Here is a 22,699-nt window from a genome sequence, read left to right as displayed (position 1 = left end):
TCTTCCCATATCTATCACTTTATAAAGAATAAAAAAGAAGGGTAATAAATTCTCAAAATATCTGGAAGAAGTATTAAGACAATTAAAGTAGATCTAATTATGGCGGATATATGGATTGATTTCTTCAATTTACTAATTTATATTTATTCATATTCTCCTGCTTGATGATTGATATATGCTGGCTCTCCTCCTCCGTGCCAGCTTTTCCTCGGTCTTATCTTTACTAAATGACTTACTTCAGTTACATCATCAACTATCAGCGCAACTCCTTTCTCGCTCCCCATTTTTTTAATTACCTCTCCTATGCTTTCCCTCATATAGGTGGGCCTCACATTACTCATCGCCTCTATATCTTCCTGCGAGGTAAGCCGATGGCAAATTATTATATCGGCATGAGCTAAAACCTCACTATCCATTGAACCAACCCTTTGAGCAGCCAAAATTAGGCTCAAGCCAGGCTGGCGCCCCTGGCGGAGCCATCTCTTAACAAAAACATCCTTAGTAATCTTATCCTCTTTTGGAAGAAAAATGTGCGCCTCATCTATTGCAAGCCATATGAAAGGTAAGCTTTGCTCAAATTTCTCAATCCCCATCTCTCTTTCCTCATCTTTTTTTCTTTCAATAATTCTTTCATAAAAAATAATTTCCCCTAAAATGCTTAAAATAACTTCCTTTATACTTTCATCATATGGGCTTAAATCAATTATAGAGATTTTTCCTCTTTTTGCTATATCAGATAAATTTATTCCATCCTTTGCAAATATTTTCAAATTTTTTGCCATAACAAAAAAATTTATACAAGCCATCTTTGTCTCCTTGCTTATTTCCTTATCATTTTTTATATTTTCCATTATATCTTCTATCCCATATTTCCCTTCCATTTCACCTGTTGCTCTTGATATTGCAATTCCTTCCATGGATTGAGGAGAAATTCCAAAAAGTCTGCACCAGTGAAATGTCTTAAGGGCTGAAGCTGATATTGAAATTTCATTTGCTTTTATTCCAAATTTTCTGTAATAGCTAGCCAATTCAGGAGAAGTAAAAATCTCAATTTCTATCCCACTTGCTTCAATTCCCCATCTTTTCAAGTTCTCAACCTCTCTTTTATTGGGAAAAATACTTGTCCAGAAAATTCCAAGCGTATCCGCAACAATAAAAGAAATGTTTCTTCTTATTTCTTCATCAAGCGAGCAGAATTCTTCTAGAAAAACTCCAATGGTATATGATTTTCCATATCCTCTTTTCCCGCACAAAAAAATTACATGAGGTTTTGAAACATCCAAATATACTGGCGCCCCAAGCGAGCCATCAAGCGCATAATATCTTCCAATATTTAAAGAAGATTTTTCATTTGCATCTCTCCTCCCTAAAATGTATTTTTTATCCATAAAATATATATTTAAATAATAAATTAAATTTTTGAATGGTTTATAGGATTATAAAAGAAGGGGGAGCAAATGTAGTTGAAGTAGATTGCCATTCATGCAAATATTCCTCTTCGCTTTCAGATGAAAATTGCAGAAAGGAATTGCTTGAAATAATAGGTAAAGAAGGAAAAATTGATAGAATAAAATTAAATCATTATTTTGTAAAGATAATAGAAGGTGAATCGCTTTCAATGCTTTTCGAAATTTCAAAATTTATTGAAAAAATATCTTCCATGAAACTAAATTATTGCAGTGATTGCATTTTTAGTAAGGAGATTAATTCAGCAATAGAAAAAAGCAAGGAGGATCCCTTAAAATCTTTTCTCAATCTTTTAAACTTTTTTTACAAATTAAAAAAACCATTTATTTTAAAAAAGGAAGAATGTGCAAAATGCAGAGATGAAAATTTTGAAAAATTGAGTAATATAATAAAAAATTTTGAGAAAATTAAACATTTCTCTTATGATGGCATAAGAGCTTATATAAGACCGATATTCTTTGATACATCAATCGAATTTACTCCTCCAAATGATGCGATTTTTATAAAAAGTTATGAAATAAAAAAAGAAAGAAGCAGTATAAAGGTTTCCCTATATGAACTCAAGAGGAAAGCGGAAAAATTGTATTTTATAATTCCACCAGAGTACAATATCAGCTTGGAGGAACTTAAAATACTTATTAAAGCAAAGGAAAAGCTCTCAAAGCATCGCCCATCAGACATTTCATTTATGGATCCTGAAAGAGCAAGAGAATATTTTTACAGATTTGGGAAAGAAAAAATAATGGAAATAGCAGAAAGTATTAAATATAAAATTGATAGCAGGAGAATAGATTTTCTTGCTGAGACATTTGCAAAATATACATCTGGCTTTGGAATACTTGAAGATTTGTTAGCTGATAAAACAATACAAGATATTTATATAAATGCTCCTGTAAGCTATAATCCATTGCATATTGTTGCAAATGGAGAGGAATATGTAACAAACATCTATTTTTCAGAAAATGATATTGAAGCATTCTCATCGCGTCTGAGAAGTTTGAGTGGGAGGGGCTTTTCGGAAGCGGCCCCAGTAATGGATGTTGGGCTTCCCGAATATGGCTCACGCATTACCGCAATTTCCCCTCCAATAACACCCAAAGGCATAGCATTTGCAATAAGGAGGCATGCATCTGAGTTATGGACATTGCCAAAATTTATTTCATGCAAGATGCTCTCATCTCTTGCTGCTGGCTTGCTGAGTTTTCTTGTTGATGGGCAGGCAACGATTTTGATCGCTGGTTCAAGGGGGGCGGGGAAAACATCCCTCCTCTCCTCTCTTATGCTTGAGATACCTCAGAGATACAGAATTCTTACTATAGAGGATACGCCAGAGTTGCCAGTTGATGAGCTCCAGAGGCTCGGTTATAAAATTCAATCTTTGCTTACAAAATCTGCGGTGGGCAGTGATGGCATAGATGAGAAAACTGCAATAAAAACCGCTCTGAGGCTTGGTGAATCTGTTATAATCCTCGGGGAAGTTCGTGGTGAGGAAGCAAAAATTTTGTTTGAAGCAATGAGGATAGGGGCTGCTGGAAATTTAGTCATGGGAACAATTCATGGCTCAACATCAAGAGATGTTTTTGATAGAATTGTTTATGATATCGGTGTTCCACCTGTTTCATTCAAAGCAACAGATATAGTTGTTATTGCCTCACCCATCAGGGCTGGAGGAGGGATTGAAAGAATGAGAAGGGTTATTCAGGTATCTGAAGTAAGCAAGCTCTGGGAAAAAGAAGATGTTGATAAAATTTTTTCAGATATAATGAGATATGATTATTCAAAAGATGTGCTTGAAGCGACTGATCTATTTTATATGGGACAGTCAGAGATAATAGGGAGAATAGCAAGGAAATGGGGAATGAGCATGGAAGATGCAATAGAAAATATAAAGATGAGGGCAAGGATGAAGGAAAAAATTGTTGAAATTGGAAGAACTGATGCGAGATTTATAAGGGATGCAAACAATTTCTATTGGTCATTGCTGGAAGAAAATAAAAATTTTTATGAAATCGAAGAGAAATGGAATGAGTGGATAAAAAATGCAATTTGAAAATTTATGCAGAAAATTTGTTGGAAAAATAAAGATAAAGGAGGAGGAGAAAGAAAAAATAAATAAGGAGGTATCGAAGGAATTTTTGGATAGCCTTCATTTTATTGGAACAGATCTTGAGCCATATGAAATAATTTATTTTTCCTATATTTGTGCAATTATTTCACTTTTAATTTCCCTATTAATATCGATTTCAATTTTTGCATTTTATGATTTTTCAATAAAAAATATGGGATTTTTAACAATTTTTCTAATCATTATAATTCTCTTTATTTTTCCCCTTCTTTCTTTGCATTATACAAGTGAATACCCTAAAATAAAAGCAAGATATATGAAGGCGCATTCCTTGGGAGATATTCCAGAAATAATATCATATTTAGTAATGTATCTAAAGTTAGTTCCAAATCTTGAAAGAGCTTTTTATTTTGCAGCTAAAGAATCAAATTCTTCTCTCGCAAAAGATTTAAGAAAAATTATCTGGGATTTAGAAATAAGAATACATAAAAGCATAGATGATGCAATAACATATTTTTCGAACTTATGGGGGGAATGGAGTGAATATTTTAAGAGAGCTATACATTTAATAAGAAATTCTGTAAATGAAAAAGAAAATGATAGAATTTCTACTTTGGATAGAGCTCTTGATGTTGTTTTAGAAGGAACAAGGGATTTAATGAATGATTTCTCAAATAAGCTTCATCAACCAACTCTAATAATATATTCTCTCGGCTTCATGCTCCCCCTTGCAACGGTAGCAATGCTCCCTGCCGTGAGCGTGATAGGGCTTAAATTCTCCATATTTCATATAATCATATTTTATGATATCCTACTTCCTGTTTTCCTTTTCTTTTATATAAGAAAAATTCTTGCAAATCGTCCCGCAACTTTTAATCCGCCTTCATTGCCGCAGAAAAAATTAAGCAACTTGAGAAATGCTCTAATTTCAGTATTTATTTTTATCCCATTTACTATTGCATCAATTTATTTCCCTTTAAATTTTAAAAAATTTTTCCTCATATGGGGCATAGCAATTTCAGTTTCATTTTATTGCCTCTCTACATATAGCAAGGATAAAAAGGAGAGAGATAGGATAAGAAAAATGGAAAAAGAGTTCGGGGATGCTTTATATATACTTGGAAGGAGGGTTGCTGAAGGCAAACCGCCGGAAGAAGCATTTAACCATGTAGCTCAAACAATGAAAGGCTCAACCATAGGAGAAGTTTTTGCAAAAGCATTTTATAACCTTATTTCAAGAAGGATAAAAATAGAGGATGCGTTTTTTGATGCTGAATATGGGGCTCTTGCGAATGTTTATTCAGATAGGATAAGGGCTATAATAAAAATTTTTATTGAAGGAGTTAGGAAAAGTTATGAATATGCAGGAATTGCAATAGTTAAAATAGCTGACCATCTGAAGCAACTTCAGGATGTCGAGAGGAAAATAAAAGATGGCTTGGCTTCAATAACTTCTTCCCTTCGCTCAACAGCAACATTTTTTGCTCCCTTAATAGGGGGAGTGACTCTAGGAATGACAAATTTAATGCAAAAAATCCTTTCTTCATTGAATTTCTCATTTTCTGAGGATGTAACAATCCCTCTATTTGGAAAGATATTCTATGTTGAATCATCAACTGATTTTGATATTGTAATTGGTATCTATATTATTCTTCTTGTATTTTTAATACTAAGGCTCGCAAATGGAATAGATGAAGGGGATGATAAAATAGAATATTTCTATACCATAGGAAAATCTCTGCCAATAGCAACTTTTATTTTTACAATTTCCTCTATATTTTCTTATATGATTTTTTCAAATATATAAAAGATTTTGGTTAGCAGTTTTTGATACTTTCGGAACTACTGGGCATGAGGCAAAATCTTATCTATTAGTTTTATATTTCTTTTTTGGTGTAAAGATGAAGGAAATGGCTGAAGTAAGAGAACTCAAGGAGAATAGATATATAATTATTGATGAAGAACCTTGCAAGATTTTGAGTATTGCAACTTCAAAACCAGGGAAGCATGGAGAGGCAAAGGCAAGGATAGATGCAGTTGGAATATTTGACAATCAAAAGAGAAGCGTAATATATCCAGTGAAGCATAAAGTTGCAATTCCGATAATTGAGAAAAAAACTGCGCAGGTTATATCTGTAAGAGGGGACAAGGTACAGCTTATGGATATGGAAACATATGAAACATTTGATATGGACATACCAGAAGAATTCAAGGGAAAAATAGAGGAAGGGAAAGAAATAGAATATCTGCAGGCAATGGGTAAGAAAAAAATTACAAGAATATGAAATTTGCTGATGCCGAAGAAAGCTATGAAAATGCAAAATTTGTTATTTTTGGTATACCATATGAAGACGCTGAAATGTCATTCAGAAAAGGTGCATCAATTGCTCCAGAACATATAAGATACGAAAGCTGGAATTATGAGAGTTACGATTTAAGAAATAATTTTGATTTAAGCAAAGCAAAAATAAATGATGCTGGAAATTTTAGCCTTTTAGAAGGAAAAAAATTTGTAAACAAAGTAATATCTGAAGGAAAAATCCCTATTATAATGGGAGGAGCCCATTCAATTTCACCTTTTATCCTGCCGAAAGATGCAGGAGTTGTTATATTAGATGCTCATCTTGATTTTAGAGAAGAATATCTGGGCGATAAAAATAGCCATGCATGCGCCGCCCGCAGAATTTTTGAGAAAGTTGGGAAAGAAAATATTATATCTTTTGGCATTAGGTCTGCTTGCAAGGAGGAAATTGAGGACGCAAAAAAAATCGGCTTTAAACATTTTTATGCATGGGATTTTAGGTCGCAAATGGCTGAAGAAATTAAATTTGACAAAATTTTTTTAAGCATTGATATGGATGTTTTTGACCCTTGCTTCGCTCCAGGCGTGAGCAATCCAGAACCTTTCGGGCTTGGCTATGAAATTTTTGATTTTATAAAGATTATTTCAAAAAAAGTAATTGCGATGGATATTGTAGAAGTTTGTCCCCCATATGATGATGGAAGAACATCTTTACTTGCAGCAAGAATTATAAGAGATTTTATATCATTTAAGAATTTTTAGCTCCTCAACAATTTTATCAATATCCACACCAGCAAGGTTACTCAATTTTTCATGCATTGCCATCAATTTTTTTAATTGCTTTTCTCCAAATTTCCTAAATTCATTTATGGTTTCTTCAATACTTCTATAATCATTTGAAGTAAGATTATCCGCATGAGAAACAATTTCTTCTTCAATACTTTCTGGATTATAATCCTTTTTTGGCAAACCAAGCAACTCAGCATCTTCCTCATCAATTCCGGAGCCGGCATGCCTTTCTATTATCGATACTATTTTTTCTGGTAAGCCATATTTTTTTGCAATTTTAACCCCTTCAATAACATGCAATAAATCATTTCTTTTAGCTCTGCCAACATCATGAAGAATTGCCCCTCCTTCAATTGCTTCCATATCCAATTTTATTCCATTTTCAAAAATTTTTTGAGCAATTTTAATTGCTAAATTCCTCACTTTTTTGCAGTGTTCTATAACTTCCTTGCTACATCCTTCTTTTTCCAAAATTTTTATATAATCATATGATAAAATTTTTCCTTTTTTGCTTGGAATTATTTTAATTATTCCATCAAATTTTTTATTCATCCATTCTCCCCCATTTAGCATATGAAGGAAAATTGCAAGAGATGAAACTTCCGAATGTGGTTGATTTCCTATTGCAACATTGTAATCGGCTATTTCATAAAATTCACCAGGCACTTTCTCAGAGCCAACAATTACAAGGATATCATCAAATTTTTTTATTTCATCTATAACATTTTCAATTTTTTCCCCGTACATTGTGAGATGGACTATTTTCCCCTCCCAATTCTTAATAATTTCCTTCCAATCAATCCCACTTTCAATAAAAAAATTCCCTCCAAATCTTTCAACAACCTTCCCTACTCTCTTCTCTATTCCCTCATCCTTTCTATCTATAAAAATCCCTTCGGCACCGAAGGCACGGGCGGCAAGAGCCACATGGGTCGTAATTCTTTTATCCCTTGCTAATCTATGCCCGTATCTATAGACTATAACTTTCATCCTTTTTTATCAATTTCAATTAATAAATTTTTTTGCAAAGTTTATTAAACTTAAAAATAATTTCATCCATGAAATCTGGAAAAAACACATTTATAGCAAGAAGTGCAAAAATTATAGGAGATGTTTTTATAGGGGATAGATGCAGTATATGGCATAATGCAGTTTTAAGAGCAGATCTAAACAAAATAGAGATAGGCAATGGAAGCAACATTCAGGATTGCTGTGTGATTCATTGTTCTAAGGAAAATCCTGTAAAAATAGGCAAAAATGTATCAGTTGGGCATGGGGCAATTGTTCATGGGGCAACCATAGAAGATGACTGCATAATTGGAATAAATTCAACAATTTTAGATGGCTCAAAAATAGGTAAAGGAAGCATAATTGCAGCAAATGCAGTTGTTCTGCCAGATACAGTTATTCCGCCGAATAGCTTGGCTGCTGGTGTGCCAGCGAAAATAGTAAGGGAAGACAAAAAACTTATCGATGAGATAAGAAGAAATTCATCGATTTATGTTGAACTTGGAGAAAGATATTTAAAAAAAGAGTTTGACGGCGAGATAAAATGTCCTGCATGTAATGGAAACATGGAAAAAATTGCATCTGGAAAAGATTTTCCATCAATTCCATTTATCAAAATTCCTGAATGGATAAAGGAAGTAGATGCCTACAAATGTGTTTCATGTGGTTATGTTGGGTTGTGGCTCCAGCCGTTATAATGTATCATCTCCTCAATTTTCCTTAACTCTTTTTCTTCTGGCTTTTCATCTGCATAACCAACTGGAATAATTGCAACTGGCTTTATATATTGTGGGAGATTCAATATTTCTGAAACTTCATCTTCATCAAAAGCCCCTATCCAGCATGTAGCCAATCCCTCATCACATGCAGCCAGCAAAAAATTCTCAATGGAAGCACATGTGTCTTCTATGCAATATAATTTTCCTCTTTTTCCGTAGGGTAAAATTCTTCTTTCATTTGCACAGAAAACAACGATAAAAGGTGCTCTTGAAATAAAATCCTGCTGAAAGGCCGCTCTTGCTATCTTCTCCTTTATTTCCTTTTTATCAACAATTATAAATTCTCTTGCCTGCAGATTTCCCGCAGATGGGGCAAGATTTGCAAGATATAGAAGATTGATTAATTTACTGACATCAAATTTTTTATCAGAGAATTTTCTTATTGAGCGCCTTTTTTCAATAACTTCTTTTAGCTCCATCACGCCTTCATTATACCAGCAAGGAAAACACCAATTGCAACAATTGCTCCAATAATTCCTCCTACAAGCGAGGCTATGCCCTTCTTCACTATCTCCCAGTTCCATGCGCTATTCCCCCATATCCCGCCGCCGCTGTAGTTGTAGAATACAAGAGCAACAATAATACCTATTATCAACAATATTCCTCCTATTGCCCTGCTCCTGCCTGAACCAAAGTATATGGTAAATAGTCCTCCTATTATTGTTCCAATTGCAAACACTAAAAGAACCATACTCAAAAACAGACCCATAATATCACTCATTTTTTCACCTCAAAATTTTGTTCCAGTCAGGGTTTTTGTATCAGTTACTCCATCTATTTTTCTTATCTTTTCAACAACAATTTTTCCAAGCTCTTCTAAATCCTTTGCCTCTATTTTTGCGATTAAATCATATTCTCCGAATAGAGGATGTAACTCCACTATCTCTCTAAGTTTCAAAAGTTCATTGTAAACCTGATGCTCTTTTGCTGGTGCAGTAGATATCAACACAAACCCGACTGGCATTAGAGATAATATACTTTTTACTTATTAATTTTTCTATTTTTAAACCAATTTAAGTTTTCCAAGCTGTGGTTCATATATTAATCCCTTTTCCATAAGGGAATATATTATTTCTTCAACAGAATCCTTTTCTATACCTGTCTTTATTCCCTCTTCAACAACTTTTTCCCAGTCAACTCCCTCATTACCCTGCATTCCCTCAATTATTTTCAATATTTTTTCCTCGCCTTCTAAATTCTTTTTTATATCTATTTTCTTTGATGTTATAAAAGAAAGTGCCTCTTTTAAAAGTATTTCATAGTGCTCTATATCTATTTCCTTATACAATTTAATCGCTTCTACAACTCCTTCAGCAATTATTGTTGGATAGCCAATTTCAACCAAATTTGCAACACTTGGATTTTTCATATTCATTGCCTCCTTTATCGCATCTATTCTCAATGCCATATTTTTGCATGCTTCAAGAATCCAGTATTTCCTTATTTCTTCATTCACTTCTTTAGCAATTTCCGCTCTTACAGAAACATATAGCACCCCTTCCTCTGGCTCATAAATTCGGGCTTTTCCAACAATTGCTACATAGCTTGGAATTTGGATATCTGCAAGAATGCTTGCTACTTCTGGCTTGAAGGTTTCTGCATATACTATATGCGAGCCAGTTGGATCTGATATTCTTGCTTTTCTTCTTATTCCCTCTCCGCCCATCCCTTCCAAGTCAGTTAAAACCCCAACAATGTATAATCTATTCACTTTTGCACCAAGAGGGGTTATTACATATTTAGGAGATTTTTCCACCTTACTTTCAGCAACATGCATTGAATCATTATATTCAGCTGCAAATATTCTCCATGCTGGTTCCCTCATTTTAATCACCCATACCTGCTAAAAGTTCATTCGCCTCCTTTTCCGCATCTATTCCTATTATTTCCGCATCCTTTGCAAATATTGTAATTATAAAATCACTCTGGATTGAATCGCCATAAACTCTTACAGGGTGTGCAATAAGCTTATCTTCTATATCCTCAGTAACAATATCGTAATCCATTGCTTCCTTGGCCATTGATAGATATTCATCCATTTTCCTATTCAGAATTTTCTCAGATATTTCTCTATTAAATATTACATCAACCGCCCCAGTTCCATCATCAACAAGAGCCCTTATTCTTAAATCTGGAATAGCATCAACATTCCCATCCTCCTCACAAACACCTTCCCTCGTCCTCCTGTTGCATTTTGGGCATCTAAAAATTATTCCAGAATCCTTTCTCAACTCAAGAATTGTCCCTTCAATCAGCAAATCTATGCCCCCGCCTGCTTCCACAACCTTGTATATAGGAATAACTTTCCTCTCCCTGAAAATTTCTTCATCCAGCTTTTCAACATCTGAGTTTTCATCGAAAATAAGCTGGGGGGCGCCCCGCCAGTTCCTTATATATGCCCCTTTTATTCTATAAACCTTATTCTTTTCAAGCGAAAAATCCTTCCAAGAAGTGAATCTTATTCTTGCTGTTTCATCTTCAATTATTCCAGAAAAAATTTTTCTTGCCTCATCTGCAATATTTACTTCTCTTTCCTCAATTTCAACAATCTTACCTCTTACCTCAACATTTGATAACCCAGCTTTTAAATCAATAAGATTATATTTTTTTGGTGCTCTTTTAATCAATTCTATATCATAATCAAGTTTTGTTATTTCAGTCCATTCAGAAAAGCTTAGGCGTGGATTTCCTTCCCATTCACTTGATGAAGCATTTTTTATCCTTAAAACATCTCCTACTTTTATATTGAAATCTTTCCATGCAGTGAATGGAATTATTGCTGTTTCATCTCCTATTAAACCATGAAAAATCTTCCTTTTCTCCCCCCTAACTTCTACTTCTTTTTCATCTATAAATATTATCTTTCCTACTGTATTAATCCCTCTTTCATTTGCCTTTATATCCTTTATTTTCCTTTCCCTTGATAATTTTCCATATTTATGCAATATAGCATCCTTTGCCTGACTTAAAGGAACTCCATAATCAATAAATCTCTTTAAATCATCCTCAATTTTCTCCCTTTCAACATTAACAATTGAAATAATTTCCTCCACCGCTTCTTCAATCTCATCGTTCATAACAATAAATTTCTAAATTTATATAAAATTTTGGAAAGTGATTTAGCGGGCAAAAGCATGCATTCGAAAATATTAAAAAATATTTTGGTGAAAGTTTGACGCTGTTAAATTTAGCATTGCATTATCCCCTGCAATGCTACTATGAATCTTTCATATTCATTATCCATTTTTACCACTCTACAATAAAAAATTGGGGAGTTTTTGGATAAACTCTGATGGCTCTATCAAATTATAATAGAAAACATAAATGGAAAACCAGAGCTTCACATGTTTTATTTTCCATCTCTTGCTTGGAAAATAGTTATCAAAATGTTCTATCTTTTCAGTATCAGATACCATGCCCTTCCATCTGTCTTGCATCGCACAAATCAATTTTTTACAGGCCATGTTTGTTCTGCTCCTACTTATCATAAAGAAGACAATCTTTCAGGTTCAATGACAAACCAAAACCAGAAATTCATATCCCCTATTTGAAGAGATGTCTCATCAATGACAACACACTGAGGCTTTTATCTGCGATGCTATTTTTCAATACACTCCTGAATTTGTGCAGCCATTTCCATATGGCAGTTCTGCTTCTCCTTACTAATATATGAATTCCACTGGTTTTTTCTCTCATAACGATACATTTTTCTTTCAATAATTGCATCCCTTTGCATTTATCATCAAATGCATCTATGGAATGCATATTTTTATCGAAAATTTTGGTTAAGCTAACAGCATCGAATAAAGCAAAAATTTAGGTTAACCGAAATATTTTTAAATATTCATAATTTCTGCGAGATGTGGAAATCTCACTGATTGAGTTAGAGCAAGGAAAGAAAGGAAAAATTATAAGGATAGATGGAGGATTTGGCTTTCAAAGAAGAGCAAGGAATATTGGATTAAGGGAAGGAAAAATTGTTAAAAAAATAGCATCTCAACCATTTTGTGGTCCAATAGTTGTGGAAGTGGATGAAAGAGAAATAAGCATTGGCAGGGGAATAGCAATGAAAATAATGGTGGAAGTATGAAAATAGTTTTGATGGGAAACCCAAATGTTGGAAAAAGCGTTATTTTCTCCCGCCTCACTGGGGCGGGCGTGATAGCGGCAAACTACCCTGGCACAACTGTTGATTTTACAAAAGGAAAGATGAAGTTGGGGGAAAAAACATTTGAAATTATAGATGCGCCTGGCACATATTCATTGATGCCTTCAAACAAAGCAGAGGAAGTTGCAAAAAAATTGTTTGATGAAGCTGATTTAGTGATAAATGTTGTTGATGCAACAAATTTAGAAAGAAACCTGTTTTTAACCCTTGAGCTACTGGAGGGAAATAAACCAGTTGTTATTGCCCTAAATTTATGGGATGAGGCAAGACATGAAGGAATTGAAATAGATCTAAAGAAGCTTGAAAAAATTCTTGATACACCTATTGTTGCAACCGTTGCCCTTACTGGTGAGGGAATAAAGGAGCTAACAGAAAGAATAAAGGATGCAAAAGCTAAGGAAAGAAAGAAAACCAGCGACGATGAAAAATGGATGGAGATAGGAAGAATTGTTAAGATTGTTCAAAAAGTTAGACATCGCCATCATACCTTAAAAGATAGATTATCCGAGGCATCAATAAAGCCATTTACTGGCTTACCAATAGCAATTTTTGTTTTGCTAATTTCTTTTTTATCAGTTAGATTTATAGCAGAGGAAATAATAAAATATATCTCCGATCCACTTTTTGAAATTTATAAAATATTCATAATGAAAATTGGAGATTTTTTAGGAGAGGGTTTTATTCATGATGTAATTATAGGAAAATTAATAGATGGGGAAATAGATTTTATGCAATCTCTCGGCTTACTTACAACTGGTTTATATGTTCCATTCGGAGTTGTTCTTCCCTATATATTTTCATTTTATCTTATTCTTGCAATACTTGAAGATACTGGCTATTTACCACGCTTATCCACGCTTGTTGATAATATCTTTCATCGCCTTGGAATGCATGGTTCTGGCATAATTTCTGTTTTTCTTGGATTGGGCTGTAATGTTCCAGGAGTGCTTTCTTCAAGAATACTTGATACAAAGAGACAGCGCTTTATTACAGCGACTCTTATTGGCATAGCTATCCCTTGCATGGCACAAACCGCAATGATTTTTGCTATTCTGGGAAAATATGGCATAAAATACATATTGATAGTTTATTCAACACTTGCAATTATTTTTATTTCTGGTGGCTTACTGCTGAATAAATTTTTAAAAGGTGAGAGTTCTGAAATATTTTTAGAAATTCCTCCTTATAGATTGCCGAGCATTTCCTCAATTTTCAAGAAAACATACATGAGAATAAAATGGTTCCTCGCAGATGCTTTACCCTGGCTCTTCGCTGGAGTTTTTATAACTGGCATACTCTATTCAAGTGATATAATTTCAAAAATCGCAAATATATTTTCACCTCTCATGCAACCTATTTTTGGGCTACCTGGTGAAGCAGCCGTTCCTTTGCTGATGGGTTTTGTCAGGAAGGATTTGGCGGCGGGCTTGCTCCTGCCTCTTGGGCTAAGCGCTCCCCAACTGGTGGTGGCGGTAACGGTACTTGCGATATATTTTCCGTGCGTTGCTACATTTGCGGTTCTTCTAAAGGAGCTTGGCTGGAAGGATATGATAAAATCCACAACAATAATGCTTTTCACTGCCTTATTTGTTGGATTTATAATGAAGACAATACTTATTTAAAACCTTCTGATATTTTCTTTATGAAATTTCTTTCATTGCTACTCGCCTTGCTGTTTATAACCCCTGTTAATTATGAATTAAAAATCGAAGGAAACAGTGTTTATGGAAATGCATGCAGGTATAACATTCAGGGATGGATTTATGTTCATATAGAAGGAGATGCATATGAGCGTGGCTATCAGCATGGATGGCTTTTATATGCTGAAATAACTGATATGATTTATAGATGGAGCAATATAATTCATAATTGCCCATTTATTATAAAATATTTGCCAGTTGATATAAATTCTTCAAGATACGAAGAATTATCTGCCAGATGGTGGAATGAATGCAAAAAACTTGCTATAAAAATATTCTGGCCATATTATCCAGAAGAGTATAGAGAAGAGATAAGGGGAATAGCTGATGGAGCAAAAGCAAGAGGGGTTAAAATATATGGAGAGGATATAACATATGAGGACATTCTTGCTCTTAATGAAATGTATGAACTGATGAGTATTTTAACAAACTTCCCGAAAGGATTTCATATTTTGAGAGATATCTTTAATGCTTTTTCTTTTAAAACCAAGGATTTTTATGAATTTGCTCTCTCATTTTATCCAGTCCATCACTGCAATGGATTTGCAGCTGTTGGAAATGCGACAAAAGATGGAAATATTGTTATAAGCGATAGTGTGTGGTGTGGGGGTTGGTGGTATAGCTATTATATAGCTCAAAGATGGAATGTAATTCTTGATATAGAGCCGAGCAGCGGCCATCGCTTGATTATTTCTACTTCTCCTGGCTATATATGGAGCGATGAGGATTTCTGGCAGAATGATGAGGGCTTGGCTATGATTGAAACAACTTTCATACAGGGGTTCTTTAAGTTGCGTGGGATACCTCTTGCAATAAGGGCAAGGATGGCAATCCAGTATGGAAGCAGTATAGATGATGTAATAAAATATCTTCTTGAAGGAAATACAGGAGTGATGAATGCTCAATGGCTTATTGCTGATGCGGAGGAAAAGGAAATAGCTCTTCTTGAATTTGGCTTATACCATCATAATGTTATAAGGAAGAAGGATGGATTTTTATGGAGTGCAAACAATCCATTTGATTTTAAAGTAAGGAGAGATATTATAGGATATGAAGTGCTTAAAGCGCCTTTCTTCAGGCTTGCTCATCTTTTGCTGAATGCAACCGGCTATCAATATTATACTCTCTTTTATACTCCTTCTGAAAGAGACATAAAATTCGAAGAATTGGGAAACCAATATTATGGAAAAATAGATGCTGAAGTTGTAAAGAAAATAATGTTTTCTCCTCCAATAACTGATTTTACAACAGATTGCAAGATAACAGATGGAAATTTAATATTCAACAATTCCCTCTGGGCATTTTTTGGAAATCCAACATATATATGGAATACATCTTCTTTGAATAAGTTGAAAGGTGTTGTTGATGTGCCTCCTGCTGGATGGGTTAGAATCGATGGTGTTGCTTACAATTTCACCCCTAATTTTAAGAAAAATGAAGGCAGCAAGGGAAGAGAAGGAAGGCTTTTATGGACTTTTGAATTCGGTGATAAAAATTATGATTATGCAATCTTAAAAAGTGATGGGAAAAATATATACGCCTGTTTCAATAAAACTCTGTATGTTTTAAGTGAGAATGGAAGTTTAATAATGGAGAAAAGTTTTGGTGAGGAAATAAATGATTTGGAAATAAAGGATGGAATAATATATGTTGCAACTGATAAAATTTCTTATTCATTTTCTATTGATGGAAAAAGCTTATGGAAAGGAGAAGGAGGAAAGGAGATTGAGGTGGGCGATAAAATCTATTTAAGTAATGATTTAATAAAATACAGGGATAAAATATACTATGTGGATGGAAATAAAATTTATTGTGATAAATGGAGTTACAATGCAAGCGGGAAAATTTTATCTTTATTAATAGAGGATAATATCTATTTTGGGGCTATAGATGGAATTTATTGCCTCAATAAAAATGGCGAGCTAAAATGGAAATTAGACACTGGATGGGGAATTGTAGATATAGACTGCAGAAATGAAATATATGCCGCTTGTTTAGACGGAAATCTATACTGTATTGATAAAAATGGCGAGCTAAAATGGATTTTTTCAACAAATGCATCTCTTAAAGGAATTGATGCATATGGGGATAAAATTTTTGTATCATCAACCGATGGAAGATTTTATGCAGTTAATAAAAGTGGAAAGGTGGATTTCAGCTTTTCTCCCGCTTATGAAATTAATGGCTTATATAATTTCATCACTACTCCTATATCAAAGCCAGTCATAACAAATGGGAAAGTATTTTTTTCAGCGATTGGAAAAATCTATTGCATGGATGCAGAAACATTCGAAGTTTTAAATGAGGAAAATAATAAAGGAATTTCCTTGATAATTATTATAATCTTAATAGCAATAATTGGATTAGCTGCAACTTATCTCTATAAAAGAAAATAAAGTTAAATATCAATTTTATTTACATTTGTGGAAAGAAAAGATATAAAAGTTGCAATTCTAAGAATGGAGGGGACAAATTGCGAGGAGGAAAGCTTAAATGCATTTCTCCGCCTCAAAGTTAATGCGGAATATGTGCATTTAAAAGAATTTGAAAGCGGGAGAAAGAGCCCGATGAGTTATCAATGCATATTTCTGCCGGGTGGCTTCTCTGGAGGTGATTATGTGAGGGCTGGCGCAATTTTCGCTTCTCGCATGAAGGCGAGCATTTTTAAGGAGCTTGTAAGATATGTTGATGAAGGATATGTTATTGTTGGAATTTGTAATGGATTTCAGGTGCTTGTTGAAATTGGTCTTCTTCCAGCTCTGTATGGAATAGCCAATGAACCTGAAGCTTGTCTGACAACAAATGATTCGAATAGATTTGAGTGCAGGCAGACATTGCTAAGACATGAGGGAAATTGTGAATTAACAAAAAATATTGAAAAGGGAAAAATTTGCTTGATTCCATGTGCTCATGCAGAAGGAAAATTGGTATTCAAAAGTGATGAATATGCTGAAGAAGTAAATAAAAAGCAGGTTGTTTTTAGATATGTAAATGAAAATGGTAAGGAAGATGGCTATCCTTTCAATCCAAATGGTTCATATGCAAATATTGCCGGAATAACAAATCCGCAGGGAAATATTCTTGGTATGATGCCTCATCCTGAGAGAGCATTTTATAGATGGCAAAATATTAACTGGAATAGAGGGGATGGAAAAAGTATATTTGAAGGAATAATTAAATATATAGAGAGAAAATGTTAGCAAAGATAAAGGGTAATTTTGTTGAGGGAAAAAACAGGATGAGCCTGATTGAGGCGTGCTATCTACTTGAGAAGGGCAAAATTGAAGTAGAAAGGGATGGGAAAAAAATTAATTTTGAAGATTTTTTAAAATATTCTATTTCTGTTTTTAATGATTTTGAAATAAAATATCTAGTGTATAGAGATTTAAGAGAGCGTGGTTATATAGCGGAGATTGGTGAAGATTTTTTGCTTTATGAACGCGGAAAGAAGTCACCAGCTAAACCATCATTCTTTGTAAAAGCAATTTCTGAAAGAGCAATATTCAGAATAAAGGATATAATTGATTGGTTATCTGATTTAGACAAAAAAATAGTGGTTGGGATTGTTGATGAAGAAGGAGATTTAACCTATTATTCAATTAAATTTTTTGAAATGAAATCTGATATAAAAAAAGAGAATTATTCTGGTAACATATTGGTTCTTAATGATAGAAGTGTTGTTTTTGATGAGCAATTGATAAATAAAATAAAGGAGGAAGGGATTGGTAGGGATTTTGGAAAATATTTTCAAATCTCTTTAATGGAAACCGCATATATGGCAAAAAATGGGGCAAACCTCATTAAAGATGGAAACAAAATAAGTTTTGATGATTTTATGAAGAATGCAAAATATATTCAACCAGATATAAAAGAGAGATTGAAAGTTTATGAAGATTTGAAGAATAAGGGTAAGCTTCCAAAAACTGGCTTCAAATTCGGCTCCCATTTCAGGGTATATGAAGGGAAGATAGAAGAGCATGCTCCATATTTGGTTCATGTGATAAAAAATAATTACACTGCAACATGGGCGGAAGTGAGCAGGGCGGTGAGGCTTGCGCAATCGGTTAAGAAGGAAATGATATTTGCGGTCGCGGGAAAGGAGATAAAATATATAAGAATAAAAAGAATTACGCCTTAAATGAAGAAAATAGCAATCATATTTATTTGCTTTCTGATGCTTTCAAATTTTGGCCATTCAAAAAGTGATAAAAGAGAAATAAAAATTGCAATTTATGATTCAATATCTCCTTCAGTAAGTCTTTTAGAAAGAGCATTTAGATACGAGTGGGAAGAAAACGGGATTAGATATGAAACTACAGCTGAAAGAATTGATTTTAAAGATGTTATGAATGGAAATTTGAGAAATTATGATATTCTTATAATAGGGGCGAGCGGAAGGCAATATTTTCATGGATTAATAAAAACATGGAGGGAAAAAGTTAAGGAATTTATTGCAGAAGGAGGGGGATATGTGGGCATATGTGGGGGGGCAAATATTGCATCTAAGGGATATGAAAAGCCAAAAAATTTTTTTGATTTTATTATAAATCTGGCATGCCTTAAGATAGTCGATGCATACATAAATGATAATCAGGATGAGGAATGGCAATATTTATGGAAGGAAATAGGCGATTCAAGAATACCTCTTAAAAATGAAATTGTATCCACACACCCGGTTTTTGATAATCTTTCATACCGATATATTACTTACGGCGGCGGGCCTGGTATGTATGGGATGGAGAAAGCAAAAGGAATTGCAATTTATGCTGATGAGGCAATGGAAGTAGCACCGCTTCATTACTGGATATGGCTTGGAAAATGGATTCCATATAAAGAAATTAAAACCGATATAAAGGGGCAATATTCAATTGTTGAATCAGAATATGGAAAAGGAAAAATTATTGTTTTTAGCTCTCACCCAGAAATACCATGTGGAATGAATGGTAGTGTTTATGAATTTTTTGGAATTTCAATATATGGTGTGCCAAGATATGTATATTCCTGGATTAACGGAAATAATACAAATATGAGTTATAACTGGTGGATATTAAGAAGGGCTGTTGCCTACACTTTAAATCTTCCTCTTCCACCAATGGAAGAACTTTTTATTTATCTTAGATATAAAAGTGGAGAAGTAAATGCATATGTGGAAAATGCTGAAAAAGTTATATTTTATGTTGATGGCGAGATATATGCAGTTGAAAATGAGCCACCTTTTAAAATTTCTATAAATGATGGAAAATCCCATGTCATAAGAGGAGTTGCCATAAAAGGAAAAGCATCAGTATGGGATGAAATTACATTAATTACTTAGTTTCCATATTTCATCCCCCAGATGATGAATGTTTTCAACAACTTTTCCTTTCTTCTCTTTTTTTATCTCTTCTGCATCCATCAAAGCTTTACCCACCGAAATAGGATTTCCTCTTCCATCTCTTACCCATACAATATCCCCTCTCTTTATTCCTTCATCAATCTCAATCACGCCCGGCGCCATCACATCCGCGCCACCGACTATGTGCTTTATTGCGCCATCATCTACTGTTAAAAATTTCTTTTTTGGCCTGTAGGTTCGCAGACCGAGTAAATTAAAAAAGGGTTTATCATCTATAAAAAATACGGTAAATTTTTTATCTATAAACAATATTTTCATATCCTTGAATTCCGCAATTTCTGCTTCTCCATCTATCTTGCAATCAAGTTGCTTTTCTAATTCATCAAAAATTTTTCTTGCATCTTTTTTTCTCAAAACATGTCTATTCCTGAACATAAAAATAATTTTCTCAAAATTTAAATACTTATTCCCTATAACAGAACATGCTTGAAGGTAGATGCATAAGTTGTGGAAAAGGACTTACAGTTGAAGGGCATACTCAGTTTCCTTGCCCTGAGTGCGGGGCTTTGATAAAGAGATGCAGGAATTGTAGAGCTCTTTCCGCAAGATATAAATGTAATGAATGTGGTTTTGAGGGGCCATAATATGGGAAAAGTAGCAATAAAGTTTAAGTTAATGCCATCTGATGTTTCTTTGAACCTTGAATCAATTAAGGAGCAGGCTGATAAAATAATGCCACACTATGCAAAAATTGTAAAAAAAGAAATATCACCTGTAGCATTTGGATTAAAAGCTCTATTTTTAACAGTTGTAATGCCTGATCAAAGTCCCGATGAGATAGTTGAAAAACTCGAAAAAATAGAAGGCATAGAAAGCGTAACAGTTGAAGAAGTGGGTTTGATTTAAACCTTTAGAATATAAATTTCGAAATATGTAAATATAAATTTTATTCTTATAAATGTGAAAATTTTGATTGAATTATCAAAGGAATATGCTACATTACCATTATCAGAAGCTAAAGCATGCATGAATTCGTGTGAAATTAATTATAGAGATATTTATCACAATTCAATATTTCTTGTAGAAGCTTGTAGTAATAATTTTGATGAATTTTCAAAGAGAATTGCTCTTACTTTCAGCGTAAATGAGGTGATTGGTGAAAATCTAAGAGATTTTGTTGAAAATCTAAACGCTGAGGGAAGTTTTAAAATAGAAGGGGGCAACTATGAGATTAGAAAAAAATTGGGGGAAATAATAAAAAATGAAAAAAAATTAAAAGTTGATTTAGAAAAGCCAGATAATGTATTAAAAATTTTTTTTGGAAAGAAAAAATATTTTTGCAGAGAAATTAAAAAAATCGATAGAAAAGAATTTGAGATAAGAAAACCAAGCAATAGACCATTCAGCCCACCTGTTTCAATGCATCCTAAAATTGCAAGAGCTTTGGTAAATTTAACACAAATTAAAAAGGGACAAACTCTTCTTGATCCTTTTTGCGGCTCTGGCGGCCTACTAATTGAGGCTTGCCTGATAGGGGCGAAAGGGATTGGAATAGATATAAAAAAGAAAATGGTTGAAGGATGCAGGAAAAATATGGATTATTATAAAATTGAAAATTATGAAATTTTTAACATGGATATGAGGGATTTTGATGCAAAAGTTGATGCCGTTGCAACAGATTTTCCATACGGGCGTTCATCTCATATTTCTGATGAAATGGACAAGCTATATGGGGATGCTTTTGAAAAAATAAGCGATTTTTTAAAAAGAGGTAAAAGAGCTGTTGTTGGCCTACCATCGCTGGATTATAGGGAAATATGCAAAAATTACTTTAGAATAGAGGAAATCCATTGCTTAAGAGTTCATAGAAGTCTTACAAGATTTTTTTATGTTTTATCCAAATGTTAGTAGCCCCCAATCTTAAGAGTTGGATCTCCGAGCAAAACCCACTCTTGCACTGTTTTACAATGAATTTCATCTTTCATGACATTATGAGTATTTATGTAGCTTATTAGAGTATTTGCATGAATAATGCCGATTATATCATTTCCACTTGCATATTCCTTAAAGAAATTAACATTCAAAAAGCCAGAATAATATTGAATGCAATCTGGCAAGTTATCTCCATCCTCATTTCCAATTGCAAAGTAATCCAAGCCAGTGTATCCAAGGCTTGCTATTGCTCCTCCATTTTTTATTCTCACTATTTTCCATCCCCAGCATTCATAGGCAGTTTCTCCTTTATAAACATAACTATACCACTCATTTATATTCCATATCTTGAAAAGATTGACGATGCTAACATTGAACTGGCTGTTGTGGCATCCTCCAACAACACAGACTGGATACATTTCTTTATTTGCTAACTTGTTCATATCTCTTAAACCAAGACCATCAATCCATGTGCTTTCATCACGCGGCGGGTGAGTTGCCCAGTTCATAGGATTTCCATGCCCATCAAAGAAAAGGAAGCCAGCCCCACCATTTACTGCATTTATAACATCCTGCGGGCCAGTAAGAGTGCCAAGAGAAGTCCATAATTTTGTTGCCTCAAAGCCTTGCATATATTCAAGAGCTGCTTTATTCTCTTCTTCCCCTTCATAGTAAGGGTCATCAGCATTTGGCCAGCTGTCGCCCCCAACAACAATCATTTTTTTGAACCATTCCTTTCCTTTTGCATTATTCTCATACTCAATAATTTTATTTATAACATCTCCTAACTCAATTTTATTTTTGCATGCAAGCCTTCCAATATAAACATCTGGCACCAAATCCAAATTATCCTTTTTCATTCCCTTCCATTCAGCAAATATTCCATTCCCATTGCTGTCCCAGTCATCAAAAACAATGCTTCCATTCTCATATTTATAAATATCTGCAAAATATAAATCGCTCAAGTAGCCTGTTTCCCATCCAGAGCGGTCATCTAAATTTGTATATCTTACTGGCATTAGCCATCTTTCATTGAAAATTCCTCCTTGCCTACCTCCTACAAGCATAACATATTTTATTCCCCATTCCTCAATTGCATTTTTAATGAAATATTTCACTTTTTCAGCATCATCCCTGCCATTGCAGGGGAAATA

The 22,699-nt window shown here is 33.9% G+C and carries 24 protein-coding genes; 14 read left to right on the top strand and 10 right to left on the bottom strand.

Annotated features, from left to right (window positions below; genetic code table 11):
- Window positions 1-143: 143 nt before the first annotated feature.
- Window positions 144-1,388 carry an ATP-binding protein gene (locus tag H5T45_03270; protein MBC7128735.1) on the bottom strand — a complete coding sequence of 415 codons (1,245 nt, stop codon included), beginning with the start codon at window positions 1,386-1,388 and terminating at the stop codon, window positions 144-146.
- Between the two features lie 35 nt (window positions 1,389-1,423).
- Here H5T45_03270 and H5T45_03265 point away from each other — a divergent pair, with 35 nt between their 5' ends.
- The 4 genes from H5T45_03265 (at window position 1,424) to speB (ending at window position 6,596) form a co-directional block, all read left to right on the top strand.
- Window positions 1,424-3,517 carry a type II/IV secretion system ATPase subunit gene (locus H5T45_03265; GenBank protein ID MBC7128734.1) on the top strand — a complete coding sequence of 698 codons (2,094 nt, stop codon included), beginning with the start codon at window positions 1,424-1,426 and terminating at the stop codon, window positions 3,515-3,517.
- Window positions 3,507-5,339, top strand: coding sequence for a hypothetical protein (locus tag H5T45_03260; protein ID MBC7128733.1), 1,833 nt, complete (start codon window positions 3,507-3,509; stop codon window positions 5,337-5,339). The genes H5T45_03265 and H5T45_03260 overlap by 11 nt, the downstream gene beginning before the upstream one ends.
- 94 nt (window positions 5,340-5,433) lie before the next feature.
- Window positions 5,434-5,817 (top strand): translation initiation factor IF-5A, encoded by a 384-nt coding sequence (locus tag H5T45_03255; GenBank protein ID MBC7128732.1) that lies wholly within the window; start codon window positions 5,434-5,436, stop codon window positions 5,815-5,817.
- Entirely contained in the window at window positions 5,814-6,596 is a 783-nt protein-coding gene (gene speB, locus H5T45_03250) for an agmatinase (protein MBC7128731.1), read from the top strand. The genes H5T45_03255 and speB overlap by 4 nt, the downstream gene beginning before the upstream one ends.
- On the opposite strand, the gene H5T45_03245 is transcribed toward speB, so the two are convergent.
- Window positions 6,579-7,613 carry an HDIG domain-containing protein gene (locus H5T45_03245; protein MBC7128730.1) on the bottom strand — a complete coding sequence of 345 codons (1,035 nt, stop codon included), beginning with the start codon at window positions 7,611-7,613 and terminating at the stop codon, window positions 6,579-6,581. The two genes, speB and H5T45_03245, sit on opposite strands and share 18 nt — an antisense overlap.
- 68 nt (window positions 7,614-7,681) lie before the next feature.
- On the opposite strand from H5T45_03245, the gene H5T45_03240 reads away from it, so the two are divergent.
- Entirely contained in the window at window positions 7,682-8,329 is a 648-nt protein-coding gene (locus H5T45_03240; protein MBC7128729.1) for a gamma carbonic anhydrase family protein, read from the top strand.
- On the opposite strand, the gene H5T45_03235 is transcribed toward H5T45_03240, so the two are convergent.
- The 6 genes from H5T45_03235 to H5T45_03210 all read right to left on the bottom strand — a co-directional run bounded on the left by H5T45_03235 (window position 8,299) and on the right by H5T45_03210 (window position 12,146).
- Window positions 8,299-8,829, bottom strand: coding sequence for a nitroreductase family protein (locus tag H5T45_03235; GenBank protein MBC7128728.1), 531 nt, complete (start codon window positions 8,827-8,829; stop codon window positions 8,299-8,301). The genes H5T45_03240 and H5T45_03235 overlap by 31 nt on opposite strands.
- Window positions 8,829-9,131 carry a hypothetical protein gene (locus tag H5T45_03230; protein MBC7128727.1) on the bottom strand — a complete coding sequence of 101 codons (303 nt, stop codon included), beginning with the start codon at window positions 9,129-9,131 and terminating at the stop codon, window positions 8,829-8,831. Before H5T45_03230 ends, H5T45_03235 begins: the two co-directional genes overlap by 1 nt.
- Before the next feature lie 9 nt (window positions 9,132-9,140).
- Window positions 9,141-9,374: an Lrp/AsnC ligand binding domain-containing protein gene (locus H5T45_03225; protein ID MBC7128726.1), complete on the bottom strand. Its 234-nt coding sequence runs from the start codon at window positions 9,372-9,374 to the stop codon at window positions 9,141-9,143.
- A 39-nt stretch (window positions 9,375-9,413) separates the two neighbouring features.
- A complete protein-coding gene (locus H5T45_03220) occupies window positions 9,414-10,244 on the bottom strand; it encodes a hypothetical protein (protein MBC7128725.1) in 831 nt (276 codons plus the stop codon).
- Entirely contained in the window at window positions 10,237-11,487 is a 1,251-nt protein-coding gene (locus H5T45_03215; protein MBC7128724.1) for a hypothetical protein, read from the bottom strand. Before H5T45_03215 ends, H5T45_03220 begins: the two co-directional genes overlap by 8 nt.
- 521 nt (window positions 11,488-12,008) lie before the next feature.
- Window positions 12,009-12,146: a hypothetical protein gene (locus H5T45_03210; GenBank protein MBC7128723.1), complete on the bottom strand. Its 138-nt coding sequence runs from the start codon at window positions 12,144-12,146 to the stop codon at window positions 12,009-12,011.
- A gap of 132 nt (window positions 12,147-12,278) precedes the next feature.
- Between H5T45_03210 and H5T45_03205 the strand changes: the two genes are divergently transcribed.
- Genes H5T45_03205 through H5T45_03180 form a run of 6 tightly spaced genes read left to right on the top strand, consistent with a single transcriptional unit; the run spans window position 12,279 to window position 19,592 of the window.
- Window positions 12,279-12,500: a ferrous iron transport protein A gene (locus tag H5T45_03205; GenBank protein ID MBC7128722.1), complete on the top strand. Its 222-nt coding sequence runs from the start codon at window positions 12,279-12,281 to the stop codon at window positions 12,498-12,500.
- Complete coding sequence (locus H5T45_03200; GenBank protein MBC7128721.1) at window positions 12,497-14,200, top strand: ferrous iron transporter B; 1,704 nt, start codon at window positions 12,497-12,499, stop codon at window positions 14,198-14,200. Before H5T45_03205 ends, H5T45_03200 begins: the two co-directional genes overlap by 4 nt.
- A gap of 20 nt (window positions 14,201-14,220) precedes the next feature.
- A complete protein-coding gene (locus tag H5T45_03195; protein ID MBC7128720.1) occupies window positions 14,221-16,674 on the top strand; it encodes a PQQ-binding-like beta-propeller repeat protein in 2,454 nt (817 codons plus the stop codon).
- A 27-nt stretch (window positions 16,675-16,701) separates the two neighbouring features.
- On the top strand, window positions 16,702-17,478 hold the full coding sequence (gene purQ, locus H5T45_03190) for a phosphoribosylformylglycinamidine synthase subunit PurQ (protein MBC7128719.1): 777 nt from the start codon (window positions 16,702-16,704) through the stop codon (window positions 17,476-17,478).
- On the top strand, window positions 17,472-18,416 hold the full coding sequence (gene endA / locus H5T45_03185) for a tRNA-intron lyase (protein MBC7128718.1): 945 nt from the start codon (window positions 17,472-17,474) through the stop codon (window positions 18,414-18,416). The genes purQ and endA overlap by 7 nt, the downstream gene beginning before the upstream one ends.
- The gene (locus H5T45_03180; protein MBC7128717.1) at window positions 18,417-19,592 is read left to right on the top strand and encodes a hypothetical protein; all 1,176 of its coding nucleotides are present in this window, start codon (window positions 18,417-18,419) and stop codon (window positions 19,590-19,592) included.
- Here the strand turns inward: H5T45_03180 and H5T45_03175 are convergent.
- Window positions 19,581-20,048 (bottom strand): DUF1947 domain-containing protein, encoded by a 468-nt coding sequence (locus H5T45_03175; protein ID MBC7128716.1) that lies wholly within the window; start codon window positions 20,046-20,048, stop codon window positions 19,581-19,583. The genes H5T45_03180 and H5T45_03175 overlap by 12 nt on opposite strands.
- A gap of 47 nt (window positions 20,049-20,095) precedes the next feature.
- On the opposite strand from H5T45_03175, the gene H5T45_03170 reads away from it, so the two are divergent.
- Genes H5T45_03170 through H5T45_03160 form a run of 3 tightly spaced genes read left to right on the top strand, consistent with a single transcriptional unit; the run spans window position 20,096 to window position 21,521 of the window.
- On the top strand, window positions 20,096-20,257 hold the full coding sequence (locus H5T45_03170) for a DUF1610 domain-containing protein (GenBank protein ID MBC7128715.1): 162 nt from the start codon (window positions 20,096-20,098) through the stop codon (window positions 20,255-20,257).
- 1 nt (window position 20,258) lies between these two features.
- Window positions 20,259-20,519 carry an elongation factor 1-beta gene (locus H5T45_03165; protein ID MBC7128714.1) on the top strand — a complete coding sequence of 87 codons (261 nt, stop codon included), beginning with the start codon at window positions 20,259-20,261 and terminating at the stop codon, window positions 20,517-20,519.
- Window positions 20,520-20,573: 54 nt separating this feature from the next.
- Complete coding sequence (locus tag H5T45_03160) at window positions 20,574-21,521, top strand: methyltransferase domain-containing protein (protein MBC7128713.1); 948 nt, start codon at window positions 20,574-20,576, stop codon at window positions 21,519-21,521.
- Here the strand turns inward: H5T45_03160 and H5T45_03155 are convergent.
- Window positions 21,518-22,699 (bottom strand): peptidase C25 (locus H5T45_03155; protein ID MBC7128712.1); only part of this gene is annotated, 1,182 nt, incomplete at its 5' end. The genes H5T45_03160 and H5T45_03155 overlap by 4 nt on opposite strands.

Source organism: Thermoplasmatales archaeon (genome assembly GCA_014361245.1).
Taxonomy (GTDB): Archaea; Thermoplasmatota; E2; order UBA202; family JdFR-43; genus JACIWB01.
The sequence above is the reverse complement of the archived record's forward strand: the minus strand, read 5'-3'. Positions and strand labels throughout refer to the sequence as shown.